Origin of the sequence: Sharpea azabuensis DSM 18934 (genome assembly GCF_000702165.1) — a bacterium.
Lineage (GTDB): Bacteria > Bacillota_I > Bacilli_A > Erysipelotrichales > Coprobacillaceae > Sharpea > Sharpea azabuensis.
Window position 1 is genome coordinate 68045 of the sequence record NZ_JNKU01000003.1, and the last position, 26120, is coordinate 94164.

Here is a 26120-nt window from a genome sequence, read left to right on the forward strand (position 1 = left end):
ATTATGCCTCTACTTCTTCCATAACAAATCCTTCAACAATATCACCAATCTTAATATCATTGAAGTTTTCAATTGTCAGACCACAATCATAGCCCTGGTTAACCTGCTTTACATCATCCTTGAAACGTCTTAATGAAGCAAGCTTACCTTCATAAACGACAACGCCATCACGAATCAGACGAACGCCACAGTCACGCTTAATGCAACCATCTGTTACCATACAGCCAGCGATATTACCAATCTTAGAAACCTTATAGATTTCACGAATTTCTGCCTGACCTGTAACAACTTCTTCTAATTCAGGTGCTAACATACCCTTCATGGCTGCTTCGATTTCTTCCACCATCTTATAGATGATATTATGCAATCTAATTTCAACGCCTTCCTCTTCAGCCTTGCGTCTTACCGCAGCAGTAGGACGAACATTGAAGCCATAGATAATGGCTTTAGATGCGCTTGCAAGTAAGACATCTGATTCTGTAATAGCGCCTACAGTTGAACGGATGACATTGACTTTAGCACCTTCAATATTGATTTTTTCAAGTGTTGCCTTCACGGCTTCAGCAGTACCGTCAACATCTGCTTTGACAATGACATTTAACTGCGCAAGCTGGCCTTCCTTGATCTGGTTATAAAGATCATCCAGACTCATGGCGCTTGTAGTATTTCTTTCTTCTTCTTTCTTCTTTTCTGCTCTTGCTTCACCAATATGACGCGCTGTCTTATCACTATCGAAGACCATGAACTTGTCACCAGCTTCAGGTACTTCATTTAGACCTGTGATGGCAACTGGTGTTGCAGGTGTCGCCTTCTTAAGCGTACGGCCATTATCCCCTGTCATCTGACGGACACGTCCATATGTTGTACCAACAACGATAGGATCTCCAGGATGTAATGTTCCATTCTCCACTAACAATGTTGCAACGGGACCTCTGCCCTTATCAAGACGTGCTTCAACAACAGTACCATAAGCTGCTCTATTTGGATTAGCCTTAAGTTCTGCCATTTCCGCAACAACAGTAATAGCTTCAAGTAAGTCCTGAACACCAGTACCCTTCTTGGCTGAGATATCCTGATATACAACATCTCCGCCCCATTCTTCAGGCATTAGACCAAATTCAGACATTTCCGTACGAATACGATCAGGAGATGCACCTGGTTTATCAATCTTGTTGACGGCAACAATGATAGGTACACCGGCTGCCTTCGCATGGTCAATCGCTTCTCTTGTCTGAGGCATGACACCATCATCAGCAGCAACCACAATAATAACAATATCAGTGACCTGAGCACCACGAGCACGCATAGCTGTGAAAGCTTCATGGCCTGGTGTATCGAGGAATGTCACCTTCTTGCCATTAACATCAACCTGGTAGGCACCAATATGCTGAGTAATACCGCCACTTTCGCCTTCTGCAACATGGGACTTTCTAATATAGTCCAACAACGTTGTTTTACCGTGGTCAACATGACCCATAATTGTGACAACTGGTGGTCTAGGAACAAGATCTTCTTCTTTATCTGGTTCAATGAGATCTTCAAAGTTTGTTTCATCGACTGTTGCAATCTTCTTAGGTTCATAGCCATATTCAAGACAGATCAATTCAACCTGCTCATCATTTAATGCCGTATTGATTGTCACCATCGTTCCAAGCATAAAGAGAACCTTGATGACTTCAGCAGGTGTATGATTGATTTTCTGAGCTAATTCATCAACCGTAATACCTTCTTCATATTCACAAATGCCATCATTAAGGATTTTATTCTCTTCTTTTCTTGGCTTAAAGTTATTGTTTTTATGATTACGATTGTTGTTTCGTTTTTTATTATTCCCATTATTCTTATTTTTATTCGTATTTGTATTCTTCTTAGCCATTCGTTAACCTCCTTACTTTGTCTTTTAACGTCTTGCTAAAACCTCGATCAGTAATGCCAAAGACCATTCGGTTTGCTTTCCCAATCGCGTTAGAGAGATGAGTGCTATCTTCGAGAATGAGATAATCTACATGATAGAATTGGCATTTGTCAATATATTTCTTTTTCGTATTTTCGCTTGCATCACTTGCGATAATCACCAAGTCAACTCTATTTGAACGAATCCCCTTGAGGACACTTTCACCAGTAATGACCTTATTGGCACGAAATGCTAATCCTAAGAAATTATAGATATTATTCATTCACGTAACCTCTCAATTCTTCATATAATTCTTCTGGGATTTCTGCTTCCAGCACACGGTTCAGCACTTTTTTCTTGATAGCTAAATCAATAGCTTCATTTGATTTCTTGATATAAGCGCCACGCCCATTTGCTTTTCCTGTAGGATCTACGAAGACTTCGCCTTCCTTGTTTTTTACGATACGAATGAGCTCTTTCTTTGGGAGACGTTCATTCGTTACCACACATCTTCTTAAAGGTACTTTCTTCATAAGCCACCTCACTAATCATCATAGTATTCATCAAAAGCATCATAATCGATGTCTTCATCATATTTTGGATCATAATCAGGTTCTTCATCATCTTCATCTAAGTCTTCATCTTCAGATAAAATCTTGACATAATCCTGATCGTCATCATTACCCTGTTCAAGCTTTTCTTTTAAGGTTTCAGCCGCTTCACTATCATGTGATTCATGTTTCACTGGAGCGCTCTTCTTGACTTTTTTAGCTACCTTCTCTTCAGTTTCCTTAGCTTCTTCTTCACTAGCTGCAACTTCTTCATTCTGATTCGTTTCATCACTAGCTTCCATAGCTTCTAGGAATTCTTCATTGAAGTCATCATCAACATCAAAGTTAATACCTGCTTCATTCGCTTCAGTTTCACTCTTGATATCAATCTTCCAGCCTGTTAAACGAACGGCTAAGCGCGCATTCTGGCCCTTCTTACCAATGGCAAGAGAAAGCTGATCATCAGGAACAATAACCAATGCAGAAGTATCCTTCTCATTAAGTTTCACCTTATCAACACGAGCTGGTGATAATGCGTTAGAAATATATGTGATTGGATCATCACTATATTCAATAATATCAATCTGTTCACCATTCAATTCCGTTACAACATTACGCACACGCGTGCCCTTAGGACCAACGCATGAACCAATTGGATCGATATCAGGGTTTTCTGTGCTGACAGAAATCTTGCTTCTTTCTCCAGGTTCTCTTGAAACAGAATGAATCACAACAGTACCATCATAGATTTCAGGCACATTCATTTCAAATAAACGTTTAACTAAGCCTGGATCAGTTCTTGAGACTCCAATATGTGTACCCTTTGTACCTCTTTCAACAACCGAAACATAAACTTTCAAATGCTGTCCTTCAACAAGCTGCTCGCCAGGAATCTGAGCATTTAATGGAAGAAGGGCTCCTGTTTTACCAATATTGACAATCGCAAATTTAGGTTCAACACGCTCAACAAGACCATTGATGATTTCATCCTGCTTATCAACATATTCCTGATAAAGTGCTTCTTTTTCTGCTTCTCTGATTTTTTGTCTTAAAAGCTGCTTTGTCTGAATGGCAGCTAAACGGCCAAAGACTTCTGGTGAGATTTCAGTAACAACTTCATCACCAACCTTGTATTTTGGGTTGATTTCCTGTGCTTCTTCTTCTGAAAGCTGGTAATCTTCATCCATGACATCATCAACAACCTGCTTAATATCAAACAATCTAATACGACCAGTTTCGCCATCAATAGTACAGCGAATAATTGATTCACTGCCCGCATAGTTCTTTTTATAAGCCTTTTCTAATGCTTCCTTAAGAGCATCAAGAACAGTCATCTTGTCAATTCCACGTTCCTGTTCTAATAAATTTAATGCATCAATAAAATTAGGTGTTTTACTTTTCTTAGCAGCCATCTTTTACCTCCTTAAAATTTAACGGCTAGTCTTATAAACTCAATATTATCATAATCAGTCACAATCTTCTTCTTTGCCCCTTTCGCAAAGAACTGGAAGGTTAATGCCTGATCTTCAACACTTACAAGTGTACCTTCAAACGTATCAAATCCCTTAATTGCTTCTTTCAATTCGACATGAACATATTCACCAACATTATTCACTACCGCATTGAAATCTCTTAAAGGCTTTTCAATCCCCGGAGAAGATACTTCTAAATAATACTCATCCTTAATCACATCAATTTCATCAAGTTTTTCACTTACAGCTTCACTTACAGCTACACAAGTATCCATATCCAGCAAGCCTTCATTCTTCTCAATGAAAACACGTAAATACATCTCACCTTTTTCCTGTTCATAAACCAAATCATCCAGGTAACAATCATGAGCTTCAATAATAGGTAAAATAGCTTCTTTGATCTTCTCTAACATGCTTCCTCCATTCAACAAAGAACGAGAGGGTTGCCCCTCTCGTTAACTTAAAACTATTAACTAACTGCACTATAGCACACATACTACTATAAGTCAAATATAGAAAGCTGATTACTTTCCGAGAGTTCATCAAACACACCCATACGCTTTAATGTTTCAATATGTGTATTTGTCAAACGTGTGCGCTTCTTAACATCCTCTAGTGACGTAAATGGATGATCATCGCGGGCTTGCTTGACGCTGATACCAACTGCATCGCCTAAGCCATCAATCGCCGTGAATGGTGGAACAATCGCAAACTCATCATCTTCATCAAGCATGAATGTCGTTCCATCGCTCTTATCAAGAGAGATGTTGGAGAAATGATAGCCACGATCAAACATTTCCATAGCTACCTCAAAGATTGTTGATAAACCTTCGTCCTTATTGGAAGCATTTCCTTCCTGCTTAGCTTTCTGAATAGCTTCATAAGCTGCCCATGTTGCTTCCTTGCCGGCAATCAATGTTTCAATATCATAATAATCACAACGATTAGAGAAATAAACCGTGTAATACTCACGTGGGAAATAAAGCTTCCACCAGGCAATACGCAAAGCTGAATAAACATAGGCAGCTGCATGGGCTTTTGGGAACATGTACTTGATCTTCAGACACGAATCAATATACCATTGCGGTACATTATATTTCTTCATCAGTTCAACATAGCCCTTCTGTGGAAAGACTTTTGGAGCCTTCCCTTTTCTTGTTGTCTCCATGATGTCAAAGGCGTCTTTGTTAGGCAGGCCTTTTTCAATCAGGTAAACCATAATATCATCACGACATCCAATGACATTAGAAAGCGTACATGTCCCTGTCTTAATCAGAGTTTCCGCATTGCCTAGATAGACATCGGTACCATGGGATAAGCCAGAGATAATAACCAAATCACTAAATGATTTTGGCTGAGTGGCGTCAAGCATCGAACGGACAAAGCGCGTACCAAACTCTGGCAAGCCAATTGCCCCGCTCTTGCAGTTCAAGTAGGACAAATCTATGCCAAGTGCTTCTGATGAGCGAAAGAGACTCATGACATAGGGATCATTGGTTGGAATGGTCATTGGGTCAACCCCTGTCAAGTCCTGCAATTTACGTGTCACTGTCGGATCGACATGTCCTAAGATATCAAACTTCAGGACATTATCATGAATCTTATGGAAGTCGAAGTGGGTTGTCAACCAAGTTGCATTGACATCATCAGCAGGATACTGATATGGGGTAAAGTCAAAAACTTCCATATCATCCGGAATAACGATAATACCCGCTGGATGCTGTCCTGTCGTACGTTTGACACCTGTACAGCCATCAGCTAGACGCTGGATCTCTGCCCCACGCATACTATCCTCTTTGCCTAGTCTTTCCGCATAGGATAAGGCATAACCATAGGCAGTCTTGTCGGCAACAGTGGCAATTGTCCCTGCTCTAAAGGCATGATCGCTACCAAACATCTTTCTGACGAATTCATGGGCTTTGGGCTGATATTCACCTGAGAAGTTTAAGTCGATATCAGGAACCTTATCGCCATTAAAGCCCAAGAATGTCTGGAATGGGATATTATGTCCATCCCCTTTCATATGGGCACCACATACTGGACAGGCCTTATCTGGTAAGTCAAAACCATTAGCCACTTCATCAGTAAATTCGGTATGCTGGCAATTTGGACAATGGTAATGCGGTGGCAAAGGATTGACTTCGGAAATACCTGACATTGTGGCAGCAAAGGAAGAACCTACCGAACCTCGTGAACCAACCAGATAGCCATCATCATTTGAAGCATGAACAAGCAAGGCAGAAATATAATAAATAACAGCATAACCGTGTTTGATGATATTTTCAACCTCGAAATCTAGACGTTCCTGAACAATCTGCGGGAGTGGATCGCCATAGGTTGCATGGGCAGTATTGTAACAGAGATCCTTGAATTTCTGGTCAACGTTTTCAATATGTGGCGGATAAAGCTTGTCTTTTACAACTTGAATATTATCTTCAATCATATCTGCAATACGATTCGTATTTGTGACCACATATTCATATGTTTCCTCAGCACTAAGATAAGGGAAAAGTTGTAGCATTTCTTCTGTTGTTCTTAAATAACAGTCAGGTGTTAAGGCTGTCGGATTACCTCTTACAAGAAGTGGATGAGGACGGCCACCGATCTGAATCTTTTCATTAGAGGTAAAGATTTCTCTAAAGACCTTATCACGCTTATGAAGAAAATGAACATCCCCTGTCGCAACAATAATCTTGCCAGCTTCTTTAGCCACTTTGATAATACGCTGATAGATACGTTCTATATCATCAAGCGATTCAAACTTTCCGCGCTCTACTAAATACTGTGCATCAACCAATGGCTGAATTTCAATATAATCATAGAAATCGATTTCCTGACGCAATTCTTCTTCATTACGTGTTGCCGCAACATCAAAGACGCGTGAATTCAAGCAAGAAGAACCATAAAGCAAGCCATCATGATAATATTCAAGTCTTGAACGTGGAATGCGATCACTGCGGTAAAAATACTTTGTGTTGGCTTCAGAGACAATCTTAAACATGTTTTTAAGACCATCATGATTCTTCGCTAGAGCTGTCAGATGATAGCCAAACGCATGCTTATAATCATCTTCCATTGGCAGACTATTGAGCTGATCCACATTAACAACATTACGCTTTTTAAGATCTTCAATCATGGCATTGAAAGCCTGACCAAGTACATCAGCATCATAATCAGCACGGTGGGCTTCTTCGGCATTATAGGTGATTTTATAGTAGCTACAAACTGCCCCTAGTCGATAGGAACGCATGAGAGGCAAGAGGTGTCTTGCAAGCGGCAATGAGTCAACCCAGGTATTGTGGATTTCTTCCTCTCCAAGCTGACGACAGGCCATATTCAACATGCCAATATCAAAGCGTCCATTATGTGCCACGAGTAAATGATCTCCAAAGAAGGCTTTAATTTTTGGCATGATTTCTCTTATTGTTGGAGCATTCTTTAAATCCGCATTGGTAATATTTGTCAGCTCACTGATTTTTGCAGAAATAGGTTTTGGTGATTTGATGAACGTATCCATACGGTCTATCTCGATGCCATTTTTAATCTTGACAGCACCAAATTCCGTAATATAGTCATCAATTTGCGATAAGCCCGTTGTTTCTAAGTCGAAAGAAACATAGGTCATATCATCAAGAGGCATGGAAGTGACATTGAAGGCACTGGTGAAATCCGTATCAACCATATTCAGCTCAACACCATAAATCATTTTAATATCCTTGCCTTTTACGGCTGCCTGGGCATCAGGGAATGCCTGAACATTGCCATGATCAGTGACGGCAATGGCTTTATGTCCCCAGCGTAGAGCCTGAGCAATATAGTCTTCAATCTTATTGATACCATCCAAGTTGGACATATTGGAATGAAGATGGAGTTCCACACGTTTCACTTCGGCATTGTCCATGACATTTTCACTTGCCGGTTCATCAATAATATCAATATCACGCGTAATAATGGCAAGCTCTTTGGCATAGGTGTCAAATTCAAGAGTGCCCTTAAGTTTCACCCATTTACCACCCTTAGCGAGTTTTGCAAGTTCTTCAGGAGCATTCTTGTTCTTATCTTCAAAGCGCTTGACAAGAATGGAATCCGTATAATCAGTGACATAGAGGGTCTGAATCTGGCGCCCATTTCTTGTCGTAATCGTTTCACTTCTAAAGACATAGCCCTGAATGGCGACATCACGCATTGTCGCATCAAGATCCTTGAGATGCGTATAGGTATATTCCTTCTTGTATGAACCATTATTTTTAGGTGTAAAGCTTGGTTGTGGGTTTGTTGAGGCATGCTGGATGGCTTCAATGGCTTTCTTATCAACTTGTACAACATTGGCCTTCTGCATTTCACTTGAAATCTTTTCATAGTCCTCATTATTGGATGAGATTTCAACAACTAAATGAATATCAATTCCTAAGACACTAAAATGCTGCAATAAGATGTCCTGTAAGTTTTCAAGTTGCGTTTTATGAAGCTCATTACACGCCTTTATGACAAGCGTAGAATGATCTAGCTGGATTTCATCGAGATTAACACTGTTGATTTCAGGATATGTAGACGAGAGCGTTTCAAAAATATAACGGGCATAAGTCAGGATATCTTGCGCTTCGCAAAGTTCTGGCTGAAAAACGAAATCACATGGATAAGGAAAATGGTCCTTTGCCTTCAGCAATGCAATAACTTCTTCAAGAGGAAGGAGTGTATGTGATTCAACATCAAAAGTATAATGCCCATTCTTGCTGACCTCAACTTTCGCAAGCTTAGCATCATGTAATTCCGGTTGATCTTCTATCGCCAACTGCTGCAATAATATTTTCATATAATCCATAGCTTTTCCTCCTCATGTCAAAGAGGAACCATAAAGTTCCTCTTTTCTAGCGTAATAATTTTGTAATGTCCTGATATGTCACAATCACCATTAATAACAAGATTAGACTTAATCCAATAATTTGTAAAGTGTATTTCACGTTAAGTGGTAATTCACGATGAATAATGCCTTCAATGATTGCAAATAGCGTCTGGGCACCATCAAGTCCTGGAATAGGAAGTAAATTGAAGATCCCAATATTGACCGAAAGCAAAGCCATCAAGTAAAAAATATTGGAAATACTGCCTGTCTTTGTCACTTGGGCTGTCACCTGATAGATACCTACTGGTCCACTCATCTGCTTAACTGTTTTTGTAAAGTTCAAGACTAATGCTTCTAAGGCTTCAAAAATGGCAACACTCATTGCCCCAAGTGTTGAAAAAGCATTACGAATACTTTCTGTAAAATTCATTTTTCGTGTTGCTTCAGTAATCCCTAAAACATATTTATTTTGATTCTCATCAAACTTGACATTCATATTGATGACAATACTCTCGCTCTTGCGATTCACTGTAACATTAATATTAGCAGTATCACCATCAACACCAAGTTCCTTCTTCGTTAATGCCGCATTCATGTCCTCATAACTTGAGATTAAAGAAGATTTATTGGATACCGGTGATTCAATACTAATAATGACATCACCCTTCTTCATACCAGCCTTGCTTGCTGCCTCCCCCTTGACAAGAGAACCCACTCTTGCCTCATTAACAGGCATGCGGCCAACTGTAAAATTAAGGCTCAGCATAATGACAAGGGCAAGCACAAAATTCATGAAGACACCCGCTAAAAAAATAATAACTTTCTGATAAGTTCTTTTCCCTTTTAATGTTCTTTCCAATGGAACATTCTTGAACTCTTCGTTGTCTTCCTGATCAGCCTCTCCCGCCATTGTGACAAAACCGCCAATAGGAAGCGCACGAAGTTCAAACTTTGTTTCCTTGCCCTTATGTTCATAAAGCTTTGGTCCCATTCCAATAGAGAAGGAACCACAATAAACATTAAAGAACTTGGCAGCAATAAAATGCCCAAATTCATGCAGCGTAATAATAACACCTATAATGAGAAAGAAAACGATTAAATTTAGGATGATTGACATGTATATCCTCATACTTTCTGCAAGACAGAGTTTCTTGTTTTCTGGTCGATTTCAAGAAGCTCTTCAAGCGTTGGATTTTCAATAGGTTGATGTTGTTTCATCGCCTCTTCAACAAGACGATAGATATCTAAGAAACGAATTTTGCCATCTCTAAAGGCCTTGTTGGCAACTTCGTTAGCAGCATTCATGACACATGGCATGCTACCCCCAGTCTTGCCTGCTTGAATCGCAAGCGTCAAGGCAGGGAAACGTGTTGTATCCGGCTTTGTGAAATGCAACGATGCAAGTGCTGTTAAATTAAGGGACTGACTATCTCCAATAGGTAAGCGATCAGGATAGGTTAAGGCATACTGGATTGGCAAACGCATATCCGGTGTCCCCATTTGACCAATAACAGCTCCATCCACATATTCAATAGCTGAATGGAGAACGGATTCAGGGTGAATGAGCACTTCGATCTGATCATAATCAACATCAAAGAGCCAATGTGCTTCGATAACTTCCAAGCCTTTATTAAAAAGCGTGGCACTATCAATGGTAATCTTTGCGCCCATGGACCAATTAGGATGATTAAGTGCCTGAGCAACCGTGACATCTTTCAAATCTTCTAAGCTATAGTCCCTAAAAGAGCCCCCTGAACAAGTCAAGAGAATCTTGCGGATTTCATCATGATGTGCCCCCTGCAATGACTGGAAGATTGCTGAATGTTCGCTATCGACAGGCAAGAGCTTAATGCCATATTTCTTAGCCAGAGGCATAATAATATGACCGGCCACAACAAGTGTTTCCTTATTGGCAATAGCAATGTCCTTATGGCTTTCAATAGCTTGAATTGTAGGTAATAAGCCAGCAAAGCCAACCACCGCATTCAAGACAATATCAGCCTCTTTGAGTGTGGCAATCGCAATCATGCCCTCTTGCCCACAATAGAAATGACGATCAGGATATTTCTTTTCAAGATAAGCCTGATCCTTTTCTTCAAGCACACAAATATGCTTGACTGGAAGCTTGGACATAATCTCTTCAAGTTTGGCAATGTTATGTCCAGCGCTCATGGCGACTATTTCAAACTGGTCTTGATGATGTAAGACAACATCCACTGTCTGTGTCCCAATTGATCCTGTGACACCTAATACAGTTAATTTCTTCATATTATGCCTCCTATAAGATATGGAACATTGTAAGATACTGCATTAATAAGCCAAGCACCATGGCATTAAAGATAATGGAATCAAAACGATCCAATACCCCACCATGACCTGGGAAGATCTGTGAATAGTCCTTGACTTCAAAAGTACGTTTAATAGATGAAAATGATAAATCCCCAATTTGTCCTGTTGTCGATAATACTAAGGCCATAATGATAATCGCAGCAAGAGGTAGGTTCATCTTTGAAAGATAAGCAAATATGCAGGCAAGAATAGTGCCAACAACAGTTCCACCAACGGAGCCTTCAATGGTTTTCTTTGGAGATAAGCGTGGATTAAGCTTATGCTTGCCAAGTTTACGACCTACAAAGTAAGCTCCAGTATCCGCACCAAGTGTCGCAAAGGCTAGGAAAAGAATATAGTTCAAGCCGAGTTCTGCACGCATGAAATAAATCATATGCAAGCCTAAGGCAACAAGTGTCGCTGACATGAAATAATAAGATAGCCGTAATAATGGCATGCCATAATCAAAGATCCCTGCAATAAGTAATGCCATCAAGAACAATGTAATATAACGTACCGGAATCAATAATTCATGAGGCATGAAAATAGAATAAAGAATATAGAATATAAGTAATGGATAGAGATAAATCTTTGCCTTAGGTCCATCACAGATGGAAAGAAGTTCAAATCCAGCCATAGCCCCAACAAAGACCATGATGGCCTGCCATGGATAGCCACCTAACACAACGCATGGTACAAAAATGGCCAACAAAACAATGGCAGTAATAATTCGTTGTTTCATTATTTGCCTCCTCCAAAGCGACGACTACGCTGCTGATAAATATAAATATCTCGATGTAAGACATTTTCATCAAAATCAGGCCACAACGTATCATCAAAGATAAATTCCGCATAGCTTAACTGCCACAAGAGGAAGTTGGACAAGCGTACTTCTCCTGAGCTTCTGATCATTAGATCAACAGGAGGAAGATTGGCCGTCATGAGATGACTTTCAAAGACCTCTTCATTGATATCATCAATAGCTAACTTGCCCTCTTTAACTTCCTGAGCAATTCTTTTTGTCGCATAGACAATCTCATCACGTCCACCATAAATAAAGGCAAAGACAAGCTTTAAGCCAGTATTATTTTTTGTATCATCAATCGCTCTTTTAATGATTTTCTGAGTACTTTCAGGTGCCAATTCAAGATGTCCAATTGTCAATATTTGCACATTATTATCAATAAGTTCCTTGATATACTTGCTGAAGAATTCTTCAGGTAATTTAAAGATATAGTTGACTTCATTAGCTTCTCTTTTGAAGTTTTCCGTTGAAAAAGCATAGACAGTCATTGCCTTTACACCTAATTTATTGGCTTCTAGAGCCACTCTGCGAATGGCTTTTGTCCCTTCATGATGTCCAAAATATTTAGGTTTATGATGTGCTCTTGCCCAAGTACGATTACCATCCATGATAAAAGCGATATGTTTAGGAATATTATTCATATCGAGCTGATAATCTTCATTTTCTAATGCCATAATGTTCACCTCTACTTAAGCAAGTATATCATAGTTAGACCCTCTTTCAAAACAAAAAAGCCCTTGAGCACATACTCAAAGACTTTATCTTAGTATTTTCATCATCTCAACGAAAGATAAATAGCAGACATCACCCATCTTACGATCACAGCAACTACAAGTACACTCATAAAAGTATAGCTTTTGAGCCTCCGATAGCCTAAAGCTAACATAGCGCCAGCAGCTAGCTCTAAGATAAGCATAAATACTAAACCAGGGACATATACTTTTTGATAAAGCAAGTCATCAAGAATAAGCGAAACAGCAAGGAAGCTAACAGTATACAAGCCAACACTCTTCAATAGCCTCTTTAAGAGCTCTTTTCTTCCTAGCCTGATGATAATGAATGTCTCCATCTCAATATCATCCCGCATGCAATCAAAGACAATCTTGAGATAAAAATAATTGAGAATGATGGCAAGAGCTATATGGATAACTCGTTTGGGAAAGAAGTATCTAATCAAGGCATAATCCTGAGCATCAATCTTTAAAGCATACTTACAAATAATCAGCAGCAAAGAGATTGCCAAGAAATCTTTTCCTAACCTTTTCATTCTGCCATCAACTTCCCACTTTCTAATAAGTATGTTTTTGTATAATGGACATTGGGCAAATAATCGTGGGAGGCAATAATGACACAGCAGCCCTTCTCTATAAGATCATTGATAAGATGTTCAAATTGTTCAATTGCTTCTTTGTCCAGCCCTCTTGTTGGTTCATCAAATAAAATGCAGTTCTGATTTTCCATAACAGCCTGAATAATGCCAGCCTTCTGTCTCATCCCTACTGAATAGCTTTTCATTGGTGAACGATTGTCATAATCTAGTTGAAATAGCGCACACAACTCCCTTATACGTTGTTCATCATAATGGTTTTTAAGATCAGCTAGAAAAGCTAAGTTATAATGCAGGCTCTCTTCTTCAATAAAACCAGGATTTTCAATAAGCGCACCAATCGATAAATCCTCTGACTTAACGATCTGTCCCTGATCAGCCTGAAGAATATCACAAATAATCTTAAACAATGTGGATTTCCCACAGCCATTCTTACCATGAATATAGAGGCAATCCCCTGGATTTACTGTAAGATTGATATCATCAAGAACATGTAATGACTTAAAGCTTTTAGAGATCCCTTCACACTTCAATAAATACATTTCTCTCCCTCCTCAAAGCACAAAGATATAATGAAATCCCAGATTTATAATAATGGCGATAATGACAAACGAGACCTGTTTTTGACGATGAAACTGCAAGGCTATAATATTTGCTTCTAAGAAATAAAGAACACTTTCAATCAAAAACAACATAACGAGATGAGCTGTTATTTCCTGTGTGCCATACAACAGCATAAGCAAGCCATAAAGCACCATCATCAACACAAACGTAGCTAATGACACGAAGCCATGGACAGCAAGCTTACTTCTTTTTAATCCAACACGTGTAATAAGCATATACTGCATACGGTTGAGCACTTGCATCTTTTTATACAAGATTACGAGAAAGATATTATTGATGATCAAGGTTGGATAATTGAAATAGAGTGAAACAGCCATGAAATTCCTGAGATCCCGCTTACCAACAACAACAGGAAAAAAGGCTAATAATATTATAAGTAAAACTATTTCTCTCTTTCTGACAAGACGCAACAACTTACCTACCAGACGCATATTCCCACCGCTCTCTTAGTGTAAAAAGAATATTTGAAACAATCAAATACAGCACAAGCGTACCTAGATAATGAACAAGACGATACTGGCCAATATAAACACTCTCTTCCATACCTGGAACAAGAATATTAGGAATACAAGTCATGTAGAGTATTATCCTAACAACAATGCCTAGATGAAGATCAAATGCCAACTTCACTAATAAAAATGATCCCGTATATAGTATTAAGGCACTCATCAAACCCATTGTTCGATAGAGATAAGTATTCTTGATGAATGCCTGGAGTGCATAAACGAAATGCGAAAAAACCGCAAAACCAAGAGATGATAAGAGTATATAGATCATCAGATTCATCAAGATGTTGGAAGAAAACATATTTAATATGCTTTCTACTGGTATGTTCACTTGATGAAATGTGATTTTGAAGAAAAAGAGATGAATGACAAGTAATGTTACAAGATGCATCAATAATGTGATCAAGAATGTGCTGATAAAATTGATGAACTTTGCGGCTTGAAAATAGGATTTTGTAGAAATACGTGTTTTGATGAAATCAGTAAAATGATTATGTTTAAGAACTAAAAAATCGGCACTTATGATATTGGGAATCAGGAGACATGTAAGCAGGAATTTGATAAGTGTCATGCCTGGCTGTTGCAAAGTATAGAAGAAGTTCAGGCCAAGTACTGGATCATTCTTTATCACCTCTAATTCTTTCACATCAATAGCTCCATATTCTTTATGATAATAGAAGAATATGCATGCCACAATGAGTGCATAATACAACAACAAGATCAATAGCTTTCGCTTCGTTTTTATTAAGAAGCAAAAATTTTTATTATAGAACATATACCCTCCTAAATAATAAAAAACAGGAGGAAAGAATAGTCTAATCATAGACTATTCTTTCTTTAAAATACTAACTTAAATAGTCAGAAGAGAATTTCAATGATACTTCAATATAACCAGGGTCTAATGAATTAGTTGATACCTTTGTATATAAAACATCACCCTTATCAGCTGTATTATAAAGTTTAGGATGTTTGACTGATGAAGAAAGTGAAATTGCTTCTGAGCGATTTGCTTTACCTTTAGTAATAAAACGACCATAAGGAGACAAGATAGCACCAAAAGATGCTTTCATTGATCCGTAATCACTTGTTGTTGTTTTCTTTGAACCCTGCGCTAAATTATATTTTGTTCCACCATGTGGAGATACATCGACATACTCAGCAATTTGCCATGAAGTTCCATTTTTTATATCAGCATTAACAGATACCATTGCAATGGTTATTATCGCAATCACACATAAAAAGCTAAAATAAATTTTTCTCATACTTTTTTCCTTTCTGTTTATATTAATAAATAAGACTATTAATATGATATTGAATAGCATAAAAGCCATTCATTATCATCATATATTTTCACCATCCTTTCCTAACAGTCTTAAATAATTTTGTAATCTATTGATTGTAATTTGCTTGCTACATTTTTTTATTTTATGTTCTTTTAGTTTGAAGATATTTCATTAAATAGTTTTTCAATTTTTTCTAATAAGGACTTATCGCAATTTTTTCTACATAAGAACGAAAAAACATTAAATCTTACAATTCACCATTGCCAACGGACTAATTAGTCATAGGCACGGACTTCCTGATATACTTCTTTATCTTCTCCATAAAGTGTCTTCCCATATATCTAAGGTTAAAACTGGACTCCTATTCAGCTAGCAGCAGCGGAAGGTATCTCTTGCAGATACCCCTGTAGATGTTCTAGATATTGTTCTCAAAGTTACTTGCTACAATAGTTCTATACAGTCCTTCATACACATGAAGCATGTATCGCTATCAGTGGATACCTTACAGTGATTGTCCATGACGACCTACTTAAACACGAAGTTTCTAATATAGCAAGATTAATCGCCTAGATGGACATAAAGCTTCATGTACCGGGATACTTGTTGTCTTCACCAGCAGAAAGAACTACCAACAATTGCTGCTTGTTCTCTGAGCCTTTTCCTCGCTTATAGCCTTGATCTCTCCCATTAAGTTCAATGATATCAGCTTCATCGAACATTGATTCCAGGTTCTTCTCATTATTGCTTTCGGCCATTAGACTCCTTAATTTTCTAAGGCATCCTCCTTGTCTTTACTAAGACATCGATGTTATTGGCAGAATCAGCCGTTCTAGGGACTCTGTTACTAGTGAAGAAGAGATAAAGCTGAGGAATGATCTGGACAAGTGTTTGATTTGAATTATCAAGGATAGTGTCAACGAAGCAAGTCTGCTGCTTCCCAACTTTCTTGCACTGAAGGATGTAACTATTCTTGATGTCACTTCTATTGATGAGATGATGCACTTGGCATTCACATTTGTTATATACGAATCATTCAGGTAACTTTACTGACATGAAGAAATCCACCTTCTTATTTTCATCAAAAAAATCTTCTGGTGAAGTCAACTAGTGAGTCCTTACCAGGCTTGGTTTTTGCGTACTGGTGGAATCTTTTCTTCATTGTAGCGTCCTTCCTTCGTTATATGAGATTATTGTAGCCTTGATTCAAGAAAGAGGTCACCCAGAAGAATCGTTTAAATCCCATATACAGGATTATATTTCGAAACTTTAAAAATTACTTACTGAGAGTTGTTCCCTATCAGATTTCAGTATGCTTATGATAGTATAATTCTCCTAAGAAATTATGCCTTTATTGTATAGAAAGACGGGATTTTCAATATTAATGGTAATTTTTCCTTATCAAATTATGTTTTGTTCTCATAAATAATAAAACATATTTTATACATTTTTTCAATATCTATCTTAAATAAAGTGATTTATATTATGGTTATTTGATATTTTAAACACATTATATATATCTTATATATATGTTTATTAACATCGTGATAAATGGTTTCAAATATGAGCTACTTCAACAAAAAACAGAAAACTACAATTTACTAAGAGAATTGTCTAGCTTATCATGCATTAACTTTATTGACATTTACAAATTGATTATGTTTAAGAACCAAGAAATCGGCACTGATGATATTGGGAACCAGGAGACAGGTTAGCAGGAATTTGATGAGTGTCATGCCTGGTTGTTGCAACGTATAGAAGAAGTTCAGGCCAAGAACTGGATCAGTCTTTATTACCTCTAATTCCTTCACATCAATAGCTCCATATTCTTTATGATAATAGAAGAATATGCATGCCACAATGAGTGCATAATACAAGAACAAGATCAATAGCTTTCGCTTTGCTTTTAATAAGCAGCAAAACTGTTTCAAATAAAACATATCTCTCTCTCACTTTCTACACAATAAATAATCATCTCCCTCTTTTAGTTAATCACATAATATATATATATATATCACATTTTTGAAAAATCTTTTAAAGCAAAGAAAAACACTGAAAGTATCTTCTACCTTCAGTGTGATAATGACTAGACTGTCATTAAATCGTCTTCTTTTGCTTTAGCAACTTCTTCGATTTTCTTCGTATATTTGTCGATGAGCTTCTGGACATCATTCTTGCCATCTTTTACAGCATCTTCATCGCTATCCTTAGAAATCTGATCGATGGCTTTACGTCTTTCGTTACGTAAGGCAACTTTAGCATCTTCAGCAGCTTTCTTGACCTGTTTAACAAGTTCACGACGGCGATCTTCAGTAAGAGGTGGTACATTGATACGAATGACTGTACCATCATTCTGAGGCGTCAAGCCTAGATCAGCTTCATAGATGCCTCTTTCAATTTCCTTCATGGCACTCTTGTCATAAGCCTTGATGACAAGTTGACGTCCTTCCTGTACAGAGACACCAGCCACCTGGTTAAGCGGTGTTGGTGATCCATAATATTCCACCATAACCTTATCCAGCATTGCAGGTGTAGCTCTACCTGTTCTGATGTTTGCAAGATTACGTGTGAATGCTTCAATCGTTTTTTCCATTTTTTCTTCGCATTCTAAAAGAATTAATTCATTATCCATTATTTACCCTCCTACGCTTTTGAAATCACTGTTCCATTAACCTGGCCAGCACATGCCTTCACGATATTATTTTCTTCCTGCATATTGAAGACGCAAAGATCAATATTATTATCCTTACATAAAGTAATAGCTGTCTGATCCATAACCTTTAAATCTTTATTGAGAACATCTAAGTATGTCAAATGATCATACTTCTTCGCATTCTTATCAAGTTTTGGATCGGCGCTATAGACACCATCAACACCATTTTTAGCCATCAAAATGACATCAGCACCAATTTCAGCAGCACGAAGAGCAGCTGTTGTATCCGTTGTGAAATATGGATTACCCGTACCTGCTGAAAAGATTACAATACGACCTTTTTCTAAATGACGAATAGCTCTCCTTCTAATATAAGGTTCAGCGACTTCATTCATGGCAATAGCAGTCATCACACGGGTATCTACGCCAATAGATTCAAGTGTACCCTGCAAAGCAAGACCATTCATAACAGTCGCCAACATGCCCATATAATCGCCTTGAGCTCTTTCCATCTTTAAATTATTGCCTAGGCCTCTAAAGATGTTACCACCGCCACAAACAACCGCAATCTGTGTTCCAGCATCATGTGCTTCCTTAATCTGCTTCGCAATCTGTAATGCAACATCAGGATTGATACCAAATCCCTGGTCACCAGCAAGGGCTTCCCCACTGATTTTTAGTAAAACTCTTTTATAGCTCATTTTTATTGCTCCTTTACATTTACTTTAATTTTATAATGAAAAGAAAACCTCGTCAACGAAAACATCCCTTACAAAAAAAGCCACAAAAGTGGCCTAGCCAAAGAGAATCAAATGATCAATAGGAATGCGTCTTTGGACATATTGTGTAAGCTCGTGATGAATGCCTGAAGTTGATGCAAAATATTCATGATTCTGGTTCTTTTCACCAAGAATCGATAAATCAAACATGCCAAATCCTGCAAGCATATTATATTTTGGCTGTGAGGCAAAGAATTCTTCAACCGTATGAAAAATCTGCTCAACGGCTTCCTGTGAAATCGTTACTTCTTCCTTGCGTCCTTTATGATAATGGCCATAGCCATCACCATAGAGTGAACTAGAAAAGACAACCTTGCCATTATTACTGATTGTTAGTCTTTGTTCAATCTCCATATTGGCATCGAGATCTTCATTTGTTTTTTCAATATTGGAATAGAGTTTAAGTTTTCTAATAGCCATTTCCCCACCTACTTTATTATAGAATCTTTACAATATTTTCCACATTCTTACGTTTAGGCATTGTTGGATCAATATCCTGATAGCCTAAAGCAATCACAGAAGTAATCAGTTCATCTTCTGGAATGTTGAAGTTTGTACGCAAGATGTCCGCATCACGAATACCCATCACAAGTGTATTGAGACCTTTCTCAACTGCGCCAAGCATCAAGCACATATGGGCAAGTCCATTATCATAATAGCCCCAGCCATTACCTGCATCATTTTCGGCAACGCCTTCTTTCGTAAAGCCAGAACGGTCTTTCTTAAATGAAGCAACAATGAGAACAGGTGCATGTTCAACCTTCTTCCTATTGCCCTCAGGTAAGCCTTCCATGACCTTCTTTCTCGCTTCATCACTAAACGCAACATAGTAACGTGCTGTCTGTGAATTCTTCCAGCTAGGTGCCTGCTGACTTGTGGCGATGATATCAAGAACTGTTTGTTTGTTAACAGGCTGATCTTTATAAAAACGAATACTTCTTCTCTTTTCTAATGCATCTTTTAATTCCATGTTTATTTCCTCCACTTCCATTTTACAACATCATCATGAAAGATTCTATCTCTTAGCGACCACTTCTTTTACGATATTTAGAATTCACATACCATAAATCATCATCACGATCATCAAATTGTTGAAAGAAATCCTCATCCTGATGAATATGCGTATCGTTATTTGTATCTTGTGAAAGAGTTTCTTGTTTTTTTCTTCTTATCCTGCGCTTCTTTGGCTTTTCTTGATCATCATAATGTTCATCAACAAGCATAAAGAGAATCTTTCTGACCACAAAGACAACAAGAATAAGTATCGAAAGCAAAACTACAAGAATCAGAAAATTCTTCAGTCTTAATAAAGAAATATATTTAAAGTGAGAAAACTGTAATTGTAGGCTGGAAATGGTTTCTGAAACGCTTTGAATAAAACCCGTAATGGTATTATAGATATTGATTATGGCATTAATGAAATCATTCATACTTATAGCCCTCCATTGCACGCTATACTACCATGATTAGAGTGAAAAGACAAGATAGTAGAAAAAAGTCCTAGACAATGCTAGGACCTATATTATTTACTTGCTTCAATCATAAGTTTTGTAATCTTGTTGGAGAAATCAACTGGATCTTCAATCGTAAAGCCTTCAATCAACAATGCCTGATCAAAGAGGATGGAAGCATAATCCTTCAAGGCATCATGATTCTTTTCATAAACTTTCTTTAATGAGCTAAAGAGTTCATGGTTTGGATTGATTTCAAGAATACGGCCAGCCTTGAGTTCTTGTGCCTGGGCATCTGGCATAGCTTTCAGCACTTTTTCCATTTCAAATGATAAGCCTTCACCACTTGTTAAGCAGACTGGATGATTCTTTAAACGTGCTGTTAATTTCACATCCTGTACTTTATCACCAAGGGCTTCCTTAATGGCATCAATCATATCTTTATTGTCATTTGTCTGTTCTTCAAGGTTCTTCTTTTCTTCTTCCGTTTCAATATTTAAATCACCCTGAGTGACATTCTTGAATGTCTTTGAATCATAATCACGCATCATCTGTAAGCAGAATTCATCAACATTATCAGTCAAATAAAGAATATCATAACCCTTGTCCTTAACAGCTTCAACCTGTGGTAATAAGTCAATCTTATTGGTTGTTTCACCACTCGCAAAATAGATTTCAGTCTGACCTTCAGCCATATTATCAACATATTCTCTTAAAGTAATCAATTCCTTCTTGTTGGCAGAATAGAACATTAATAAATCTTGTAATTTATCCTTCAGCATACCATAAGAATTGTAAATACCAAACTTAAGCTGCATACCAAAGTTATTGAAGAATTTGACATATTCTTCACGCTCATTCTTCAACATCTTTTCGAGTTCAGAAGAAATACGTTTTTCAATACGATCAGCAATCACTTTTAATGAACGGTCATGCTGAAGCATTTCTCTTGAGATATTCAGATTTAAGTCTTCTGAATCAACTAGACCACGGACAAAACGGAAATGTTCTGGAACAAGATCCTTGCATTTATCCATGATAAAGACGCCTCTGCTATAAAGCTGTAAGCCTCTTTCATAATCTGTTGAATAGTAGTTCTGTGGAGTATGACTTGGAATGAAAAGCAATGAATCATATGTGACATTACCCTCAACACGGTTATGCATAACACGCTGTGGATCTTCAAAGTCATTGAACTTTGCTTTATAGAAGTTATCATATTCTTCTTTAGTGATATCTTTCTTATTTCTCTTCCATAAAGGAACCATTGAGTTGAGCACACGTGTTTCTGTTACATCTTCATATTCGTCCTCAGTGCCTTCCTTTTTCTTAGAAACAGTCACATCCATCTTGATTGGATATCTGATATAGTCCGAATACTTCTTGACTAAAGCTTCAATACGATACTGTTCAAGATACTGATCATAATCTTCATCTTCAGTATTAGGTTTCATATGAAGAACAATCATTGTCCCATGATGATCTAAGCTTGCTTCATTAATCTCATAACCATCACTTGTATCACTGACCCAGACATAAGCCTTTTCTTCACCATATTTCTTAGAGAATACTTCAACCTTATCTGCTACCATGAAGGCTGAATAAAAGCCAACACCAAACTGTCCAATAATATCAACATTATCAACACCTTTTTCTAAAGCTTTCTTGAACTCATCTGAACCACTGTGAGCAATTGTACCAAGCAAAGAATCCAATTCATCCTTGCTCATACCAATACCATAATCTTCAATTGTTAAAGTTCTCTGTTCTTTATCAGCCTTTAAATAAATTGCCATATCTTCACGACTGATTCCCTGAATATTTTCTTGTAATGCTTTATAGTAGAGCTTATCAGATGCATCGGAAGCATTGGAAATAAGTTCACGCAAGAAAATTTCTTTATGAGAATAGATGCTGTTAATCATTAAATCAAGCAATCTTTTTGATTCTGTTTTAAACTGTTTTTTATCACTCATGTTTACACTCTCCTTTTAGCAATCATCATAACTAACTGCTAATGTCTATTATAGCGAACTTGCTGGCACAGTCAATACATGAGTGCTAAATAATAGGAATTTTCCTGATAAAAAGAAGGACTAGCCTTCGCGTGTCTGATAGTGTATATGAACACCATTCTTTGAACACACTTTTACAAAGTCCTTCTCAAAGTCATTAATCATATGAATTTCATTTCTCATACTCTTTTCACTAATATGTCCATTAACATAGTAGGTATAGGAAAAGATGCCAACAATCCTAATAAAGCCCGTATAATCATCATATTCAAAGTACTTAATATCCTTGTAGCGAACACTCAACGAGACAATACTACGTTCCTTCTTATCATGGTGATCAAGATAGCTATAAATAAAACCACCCTTATAGAACTCTAATGCTTCTTCTTTCATATTATAGCTCTCACCAGTTGATAAGATTGATATATAACGCATCAAGGCCCATAATACGATAATAAAGAATAGTTCACTACCAATTAATAAAAGTGTTATCTGATTTCTTATATAAAAGCGTATATCATAGATTGCAAAGAATATGAAGGCTAAAATAGGAACCAAAAACTGAAGCATATGGATAAAATGAAAATAGCCGTTCTCTAAATAGCGTAATTTATTCATATGATGCATATATTTTAATCTTTTTTTAGATGAAACATGATACCTCATAATTTTACCTCGCTATTTTGTTATATAGGCAGTTGTCTCAAGAGACAACAATGAAAAAAGGTTGGCCTTTATTTATAGGGAAGAATACGAGCTTGATTGAGACGATCAAGGATGAAGGGAATAAGAATAAGCTGGAGAATGATTGCAGGTATGGCCCTAATAAACCCATCGGCAATAAAGATTTGCCAGGAAAAAGGCGTCTTCATCATACCAAGCATGACAACTCTTGTAATACCCCAGATTATTCTCCCTAATAACATGCTGACAAGAAGCGTTAAATAGACCTTTTTGAGATTTTGTGTTTTCCAGCGATGATAGATAAAGCCTGAGACAAAACCATATGTCGCAAGCTCGAAAGCCATGCTCATGGCATTGGGATAGAATGCTGGCATACCAAAAAGAACAGAGCGAAGTAAAGGCATGATAAAACCAATCAGCAATCCTAAAGCTGGTCCACATAAGAATCCCGTTAGCAAAGATGGAATATGCATGGGTGAAAGCATCACGCCAAGAAAAGGTATGTGCATTGTTACAAAGGGCAGCACCATGCCTAAGGCAAGCATAAGTGCGCCCGTAACGAGTCTTTTTGTTTTCGTCATAATTCATCAAATAATGATAAAAAAAGCGATGTTGCCATCGCTTTATGTATCATTTATGCTTTCATCTGTGCAGCTACTTCAGCAGCAAAGTTTTCTTCTTTCTTTTCGATACCTTCGCCAACTTTGAAACGAGCCATCATTTCAACCTTGCCATTGCCTAAGTACTGAGCAACTGTCTGATCTGGATTCTTGATGAATGCCTGATCGTTTAAGCATACTTCCTTGAAGTTCTTCTTTAAACGACCTTCAACAATCTTATGTAAGATATTTTCTGGTTTTGGTTTAGCAGCCTTAGCATTTTCTTCTAAAGCCTGAGTCTTTAAGACATTTAATTCTCTTTCTCTTACATCTTCAGGAATTTCATCTTCTGAAATATACTGTGGTGCAGAGGCAGCAACGTGCATAGCAACATCTCTAGCCTTTTCATCATCAGCATTAGCAACCTTAACTAAAGCAGCTACTGTACCACCCATATGTGAATAAGCACCGAATGTTTCGCCTTCAGACTTGCTCATAGCAACAACTCTTCTTAAAGAAAGCTTTTCACCAATCTTACCAGTCTTTTCTTTGATGATTGTATCTAAGTCCTGACCATCTACAACTAATTTTAATGTTTCTTCAACAGTATTAACCTGAGCTTCAGCTACAGCCTTAGCAATCATGTTAACTAATTCCTTGAATTCTTCATTCTTAGCAACGAAATCAGTTTCAGAGTTTACTTCAACTAAAGCGGCCTTGTCACCATCGATAGCGAATGCTGCTAAACCTTCTGCAGCGATTCTGTCAGCTTTCTTAGCTGCCTTAGCGATACCCTTTTCTCTTAACCAGTCAAATGCTGCTTCAAGATCACCATTAGTAGCATCTAAAGCCTTTTTGCAGTCCATCATGCCTGCGCCTGTCTTTTCACGTAGTTCTTTGACTAACTTAGCACTAATTGCCATTTTTTCTTCCTCCATTATTTTATTTAAGAAAAGGGAAGTAACGACTTCCCTATTCTATTAAGCATTCTTATTGTTGTTGTTTTTGAAGTTCTTGCCGTTATTTCTATTTCTATAGTTATTCTTATAACGTGGACCTCTATTACGAGATTCTTCAACAGAAGCAACTGCATCGTTCATAGTAACTTCTTTGTCACCATCTTCATCTTTAGCATAAGCAACTGTAGTAGGTTCACCCTTTGCTTCACAGATTGCATCAGCCATAGCTGCAGTGATTAACTTAACAGCACGAATTGCATCATCATTTGCTGGGATAACATAATCTACTTCATCAGGATCACAGTTAGTATCAACGATACCGAATACTGGGATGTTTAAGATGTGTGCTTCAGCAACAGCATTGTGTTCAACCTTAGGGTCTACAACAAAGATTGCATCAGGAAGCTTCTTCATTTCCTTGATACCGCCTAAGTTTCTTTCTAACTTAGCCTTTTCTTTCATCATAAGGATAGCTTCTTTCTTAGTGTAGTTTTCTAAAGAGCCATCTTCTTCCATCTTTTCTAATTCGATTAATCTCTTGATTCTCTTCTGGATTGTTCTGAAGTTTGTTAAAGTACCACCTAACCAACGAGAGTTAACATAGTAAGAACCAGAACGTGTAGCTTCTTCAGCAACAGCTTCAGTAGCCTGTTTCTTAGTACCTACGAATAATACTTTACCACCCTTAGCAGTGATATCCATCATTGCCTTATAAGCTTCATCAATCTTATCTGATGATTTCTTTAAATCAATAATGTAGATACCATTTCTTGATGTAAAGATGTATGGAGCCATCTTAGGGTTCCATCTTTTTGTCTGATGTCCGAAATGAACACCAACTTCTAATAACTTCTTCATTGAAATTACAGCCATTGTAATTTCCTCCTTTTCGTTTTTTCCTCCATCACTTCTAACAACATCCACCAAATATTGGCACAAGGATGCTGAATCCATGATGTGTGTATTTAAAACACCTCATGTATTTTAGCATATTCATTTTATTTTGACAATACAAAAACAATGATAAAGTCAAGAAAATCTTACATATGCATAACAAAAAAATCAGGTCTTTCAACCTGATTAATTTTGGTATATTAAATAATCGTGGGGTCACAGTAGCCCTTTAAATAATTGTGGGGTCATTTAGATATGAGGCAATAAAATATCGTGGGGTCATGAACTTATGTTTCATGATCCTTTTAAATTATGCATAATAATGAAGTCCGTCTCTTAGATGAAGGGGAATGAAATTATGGACAATAAAGAATTATGCTATATGCTGGATCTTGATCCAGATACAGTTGAGGATGTGAATATCACCAGAAAAGACGAGAAATATGTCTTCAGTAT

General features: G+C 37.5%; 27 protein-coding genes. All 27 read right to left on the reverse strand.

The annotated features are described in order from the left end of the window. Position 1: 1 nt before the first annotated feature. On the reverse strand, positions 2–1876 hold the full coding sequence (gene infB / locus T529_RS0101395) for a translation initiation factor IF-2 (protein WP_033161824.1): 1875 nt from the start codon (positions 1874–1876) through the stop codon (positions 2–4). After that, the gene (locus tag T529_RS0101400) at positions 1869–2177 is read right to left on the reverse strand and encodes a L7Ae/L30e/S12e/Gadd45 family ribosomal protein (RefSeq protein WP_033161825.1); all 309 of its coding nucleotides are present in this window, start codon (positions 2175–2177) and stop codon (positions 1869–1871) included. The genes infB and T529_RS0101400 overlap by 8 nt, the downstream gene beginning before the upstream one ends. Next, entirely contained in the window at positions 2170–2427 is a 258-nt protein-coding gene (gene rnpM / locus T529_RS0101405; protein WP_033161826.1) for an RNase P modulator RnpM, read from the reverse strand. The genes T529_RS0101400 and rnpM overlap by 8 nt, the downstream gene beginning before the upstream one ends. Positions 2428–2438: 11 nt before the next feature. Beyond that, a complete protein-coding gene (nusA, locus tag T529_RS0101410) occupies positions 2439–3857 on the reverse strand; it encodes a transcription termination factor NusA (protein WP_033161827.1) in 1419 nt (472 codons plus the stop codon). Positions 3858–3868: 11 nt separating this feature from the next. Further along, positions 3869–4330, reverse strand: a complete 462-nt coding sequence (locus T529_RS0101415; protein ID WP_033161828.1) for a ribosome maturation factor RimP — start codon at positions 4328–4330, stop codon at positions 3869–3871. A gap of 86 nt (positions 4331–4416) precedes the next feature. Next, a complete protein-coding gene (locus T529_RS0101420) occupies positions 4417–8739 on the reverse strand; it encodes a PolC-type DNA polymerase III (protein WP_033161829.1) in 4323 nt (1440 codons plus the stop codon). Positions 8740–8785: 46 nt separating this feature from the next. Next, positions 8786–9877 carry a M50 family metallopeptidase gene (locus T529_RS0101425; RefSeq protein WP_033161830.1) on the reverse strand — a complete coding sequence of 364 codons (1092 nt, stop codon included), beginning with the start codon at positions 9875–9877 and terminating at the stop codon, positions 8786–8788. A gap of 8 nt (positions 9878–9885) precedes the next feature. After that, positions 9886–11028, reverse strand: coding sequence for a 1-deoxy-D-xylulose-5-phosphate reductoisomerase (gene dxr, locus T529_RS0101430; RefSeq protein WP_033161831.1), 1143 nt, complete (start codon positions 11026–11028; stop codon positions 9886–9888). Positions 11029–11038: 10 nt separating this feature from the next. After that, entirely contained in the window at positions 11039–11830 is a 792-nt protein-coding gene (locus tag T529_RS0101435; RefSeq protein WP_033161832.1) for a phosphatidate cytidylyltransferase, read from the reverse strand. Further along, on the reverse strand, positions 11830–12567 hold the full coding sequence (locus T529_RS0101440; RefSeq protein ID WP_033161833.1) for an isoprenyl transferase: 738 nt from the start codon (positions 12565–12567) through the stop codon (positions 11830–11832). Before T529_RS0101440 ends, T529_RS0101435 begins: the two co-directional genes overlap by 1 nt. Before the next feature lie 101 nt (positions 12568–12668). Next, positions 12669–13160: a hypothetical protein gene (locus T529_RS0101445; RefSeq protein ID WP_033161834.1), complete on the reverse strand. Its 492-nt coding sequence runs from the start codon at positions 13158–13160 to the stop codon at positions 12669–12671. After that, the gene (locus T529_RS0101450) at positions 13157–13762 is read right to left on the reverse strand and encodes an ATP-binding cassette domain-containing protein (protein ID WP_033161835.1); all 606 of its coding nucleotides are present in this window, start codon (positions 13760–13762) and stop codon (positions 13157–13159) included. Before T529_RS0101450 ends, T529_RS0101445 begins: the two co-directional genes overlap by 4 nt. Positions 13763–13774: 12 nt before the next feature. Further along, entirely contained in the window at positions 13775–14275 is a 501-nt protein-coding gene (locus T529_RS0101455) for a hypothetical protein (protein ID WP_033161836.1), read from the reverse strand. Further along, positions 14259–15125: a hypothetical protein gene (locus T529_RS0101460; RefSeq protein WP_033161837.1), complete on the reverse strand. Its 867-nt coding sequence runs from the start codon at positions 15123–15125 to the stop codon at positions 14259–14261. The genes T529_RS0101455 and T529_RS0101460 overlap by 17 nt, the downstream gene beginning before the upstream one ends. A 70-nt stretch (positions 15126–15195) precedes the next feature. After that, positions 15196–15612, reverse strand: coding sequence for a hypothetical protein (locus tag T529_RS0101465; protein WP_033161838.1), 417 nt, complete (start codon positions 15610–15612; stop codon positions 15196–15198). Positions 15613–16217: 605 nt separating this feature from the next. Beyond that, positions 16218–16388 carry a hypothetical protein gene (locus T529_RS13000; protein ID WP_156032134.1) on the reverse strand — a complete coding sequence of 57 codons (171 nt, stop codon included), beginning with the start codon at positions 16386–16388 and terminating at the stop codon, positions 16218–16220. An 864-nt stretch (positions 16389–17252) separates the two neighbouring features. After that, complete coding sequence (locus T529_RS0101475) at positions 17253–17570, reverse strand: hypothetical protein (protein ID WP_033161840.1); 318 nt, start codon at positions 17568–17570, stop codon at positions 17253–17255. A 146-nt stretch (positions 17571–17716) separates the two neighbouring features. After that, positions 17717–18262: a ribosome recycling factor gene (gene frr / locus T529_RS0101480; RefSeq protein ID WP_033161841.1), complete on the reverse strand. Its 546-nt coding sequence runs from the start codon at positions 18260–18262 to the stop codon at positions 17717–17719. Positions 18263–18273: 11 nt separating this feature from the next. Next, complete coding sequence (gene pyrH / locus T529_RS0101485) at positions 18274–18984, reverse strand: UMP kinase (protein WP_033161842.1); 711 nt, start codon at positions 18982–18984, stop codon at positions 18274–18276. A gap of 93 nt (positions 18985–19077) precedes the next feature. Beyond that, positions 19078–19482: a hypothetical protein gene (locus T529_RS0101490; protein ID WP_033161843.1), complete on the reverse strand. Its 405-nt coding sequence runs from the start codon at positions 19480–19482 to the stop codon at positions 19078–19080. A gap of 16 nt (positions 19483–19498) precedes the next feature. Further along, positions 19499–20032 carry a nitroreductase family protein gene (locus tag T529_RS0101495; RefSeq protein WP_033161844.1) on the reverse strand — a complete coding sequence of 178 codons (534 nt, stop codon included), beginning with the start codon at positions 20030–20032 and terminating at the stop codon, positions 19499–19501. Between the two features lie 52 nt (positions 20033–20084). Next, on the reverse strand, positions 20085–20492 hold the full coding sequence (locus T529_RS0101500; protein ID WP_033161845.1) for a hypothetical protein: 408 nt from the start codon (positions 20490–20492) through the stop codon (positions 20085–20087). Between the two features lie 92 nt (positions 20493–20584). Next, complete coding sequence (gene htpG / locus T529_RS0101505) at positions 20585–22489, reverse strand: molecular chaperone HtpG (RefSeq protein ID WP_033161846.1); 1905 nt, start codon at positions 22487–22489, stop codon at positions 20585–20587. Between the two features lie 120 nt (positions 22490–22609). Further along, complete coding sequence (locus T529_RS0101510; RefSeq protein ID WP_033161847.1) at positions 22610–23194, reverse strand: hypothetical protein; 585 nt, start codon at positions 23192–23194, stop codon at positions 22610–22612. A gap of 68 nt (positions 23195–23262) precedes the next feature. Then, positions 23263–23793 (reverse strand): ECF transporter S component, encoded by a 531-nt coding sequence (locus T529_RS0101515; protein ID WP_033161848.1) that lies wholly within the window; start codon positions 23791–23793, stop codon positions 23263–23265. A 53-nt stretch (positions 23794–23846) separates the two neighbouring features. Further along, a complete protein-coding gene (tsf, locus tag T529_RS0101520; RefSeq protein WP_033161849.1) occupies positions 23847–24734 on the reverse strand; it encodes a translation elongation factor Ts in 888 nt (295 codons plus the stop codon). Between the two features lie 57 nt (positions 24735–24791). Beyond that, positions 24792–25643, reverse strand: a complete 852-nt coding sequence (gene rpsB / locus T529_RS0101525; RefSeq protein WP_033161850.1) for a 30S ribosomal protein S2 — start codon at positions 25641–25643, stop codon at positions 24792–24794. Positions 25644–26120 lie beyond the last annotated feature (477 nt).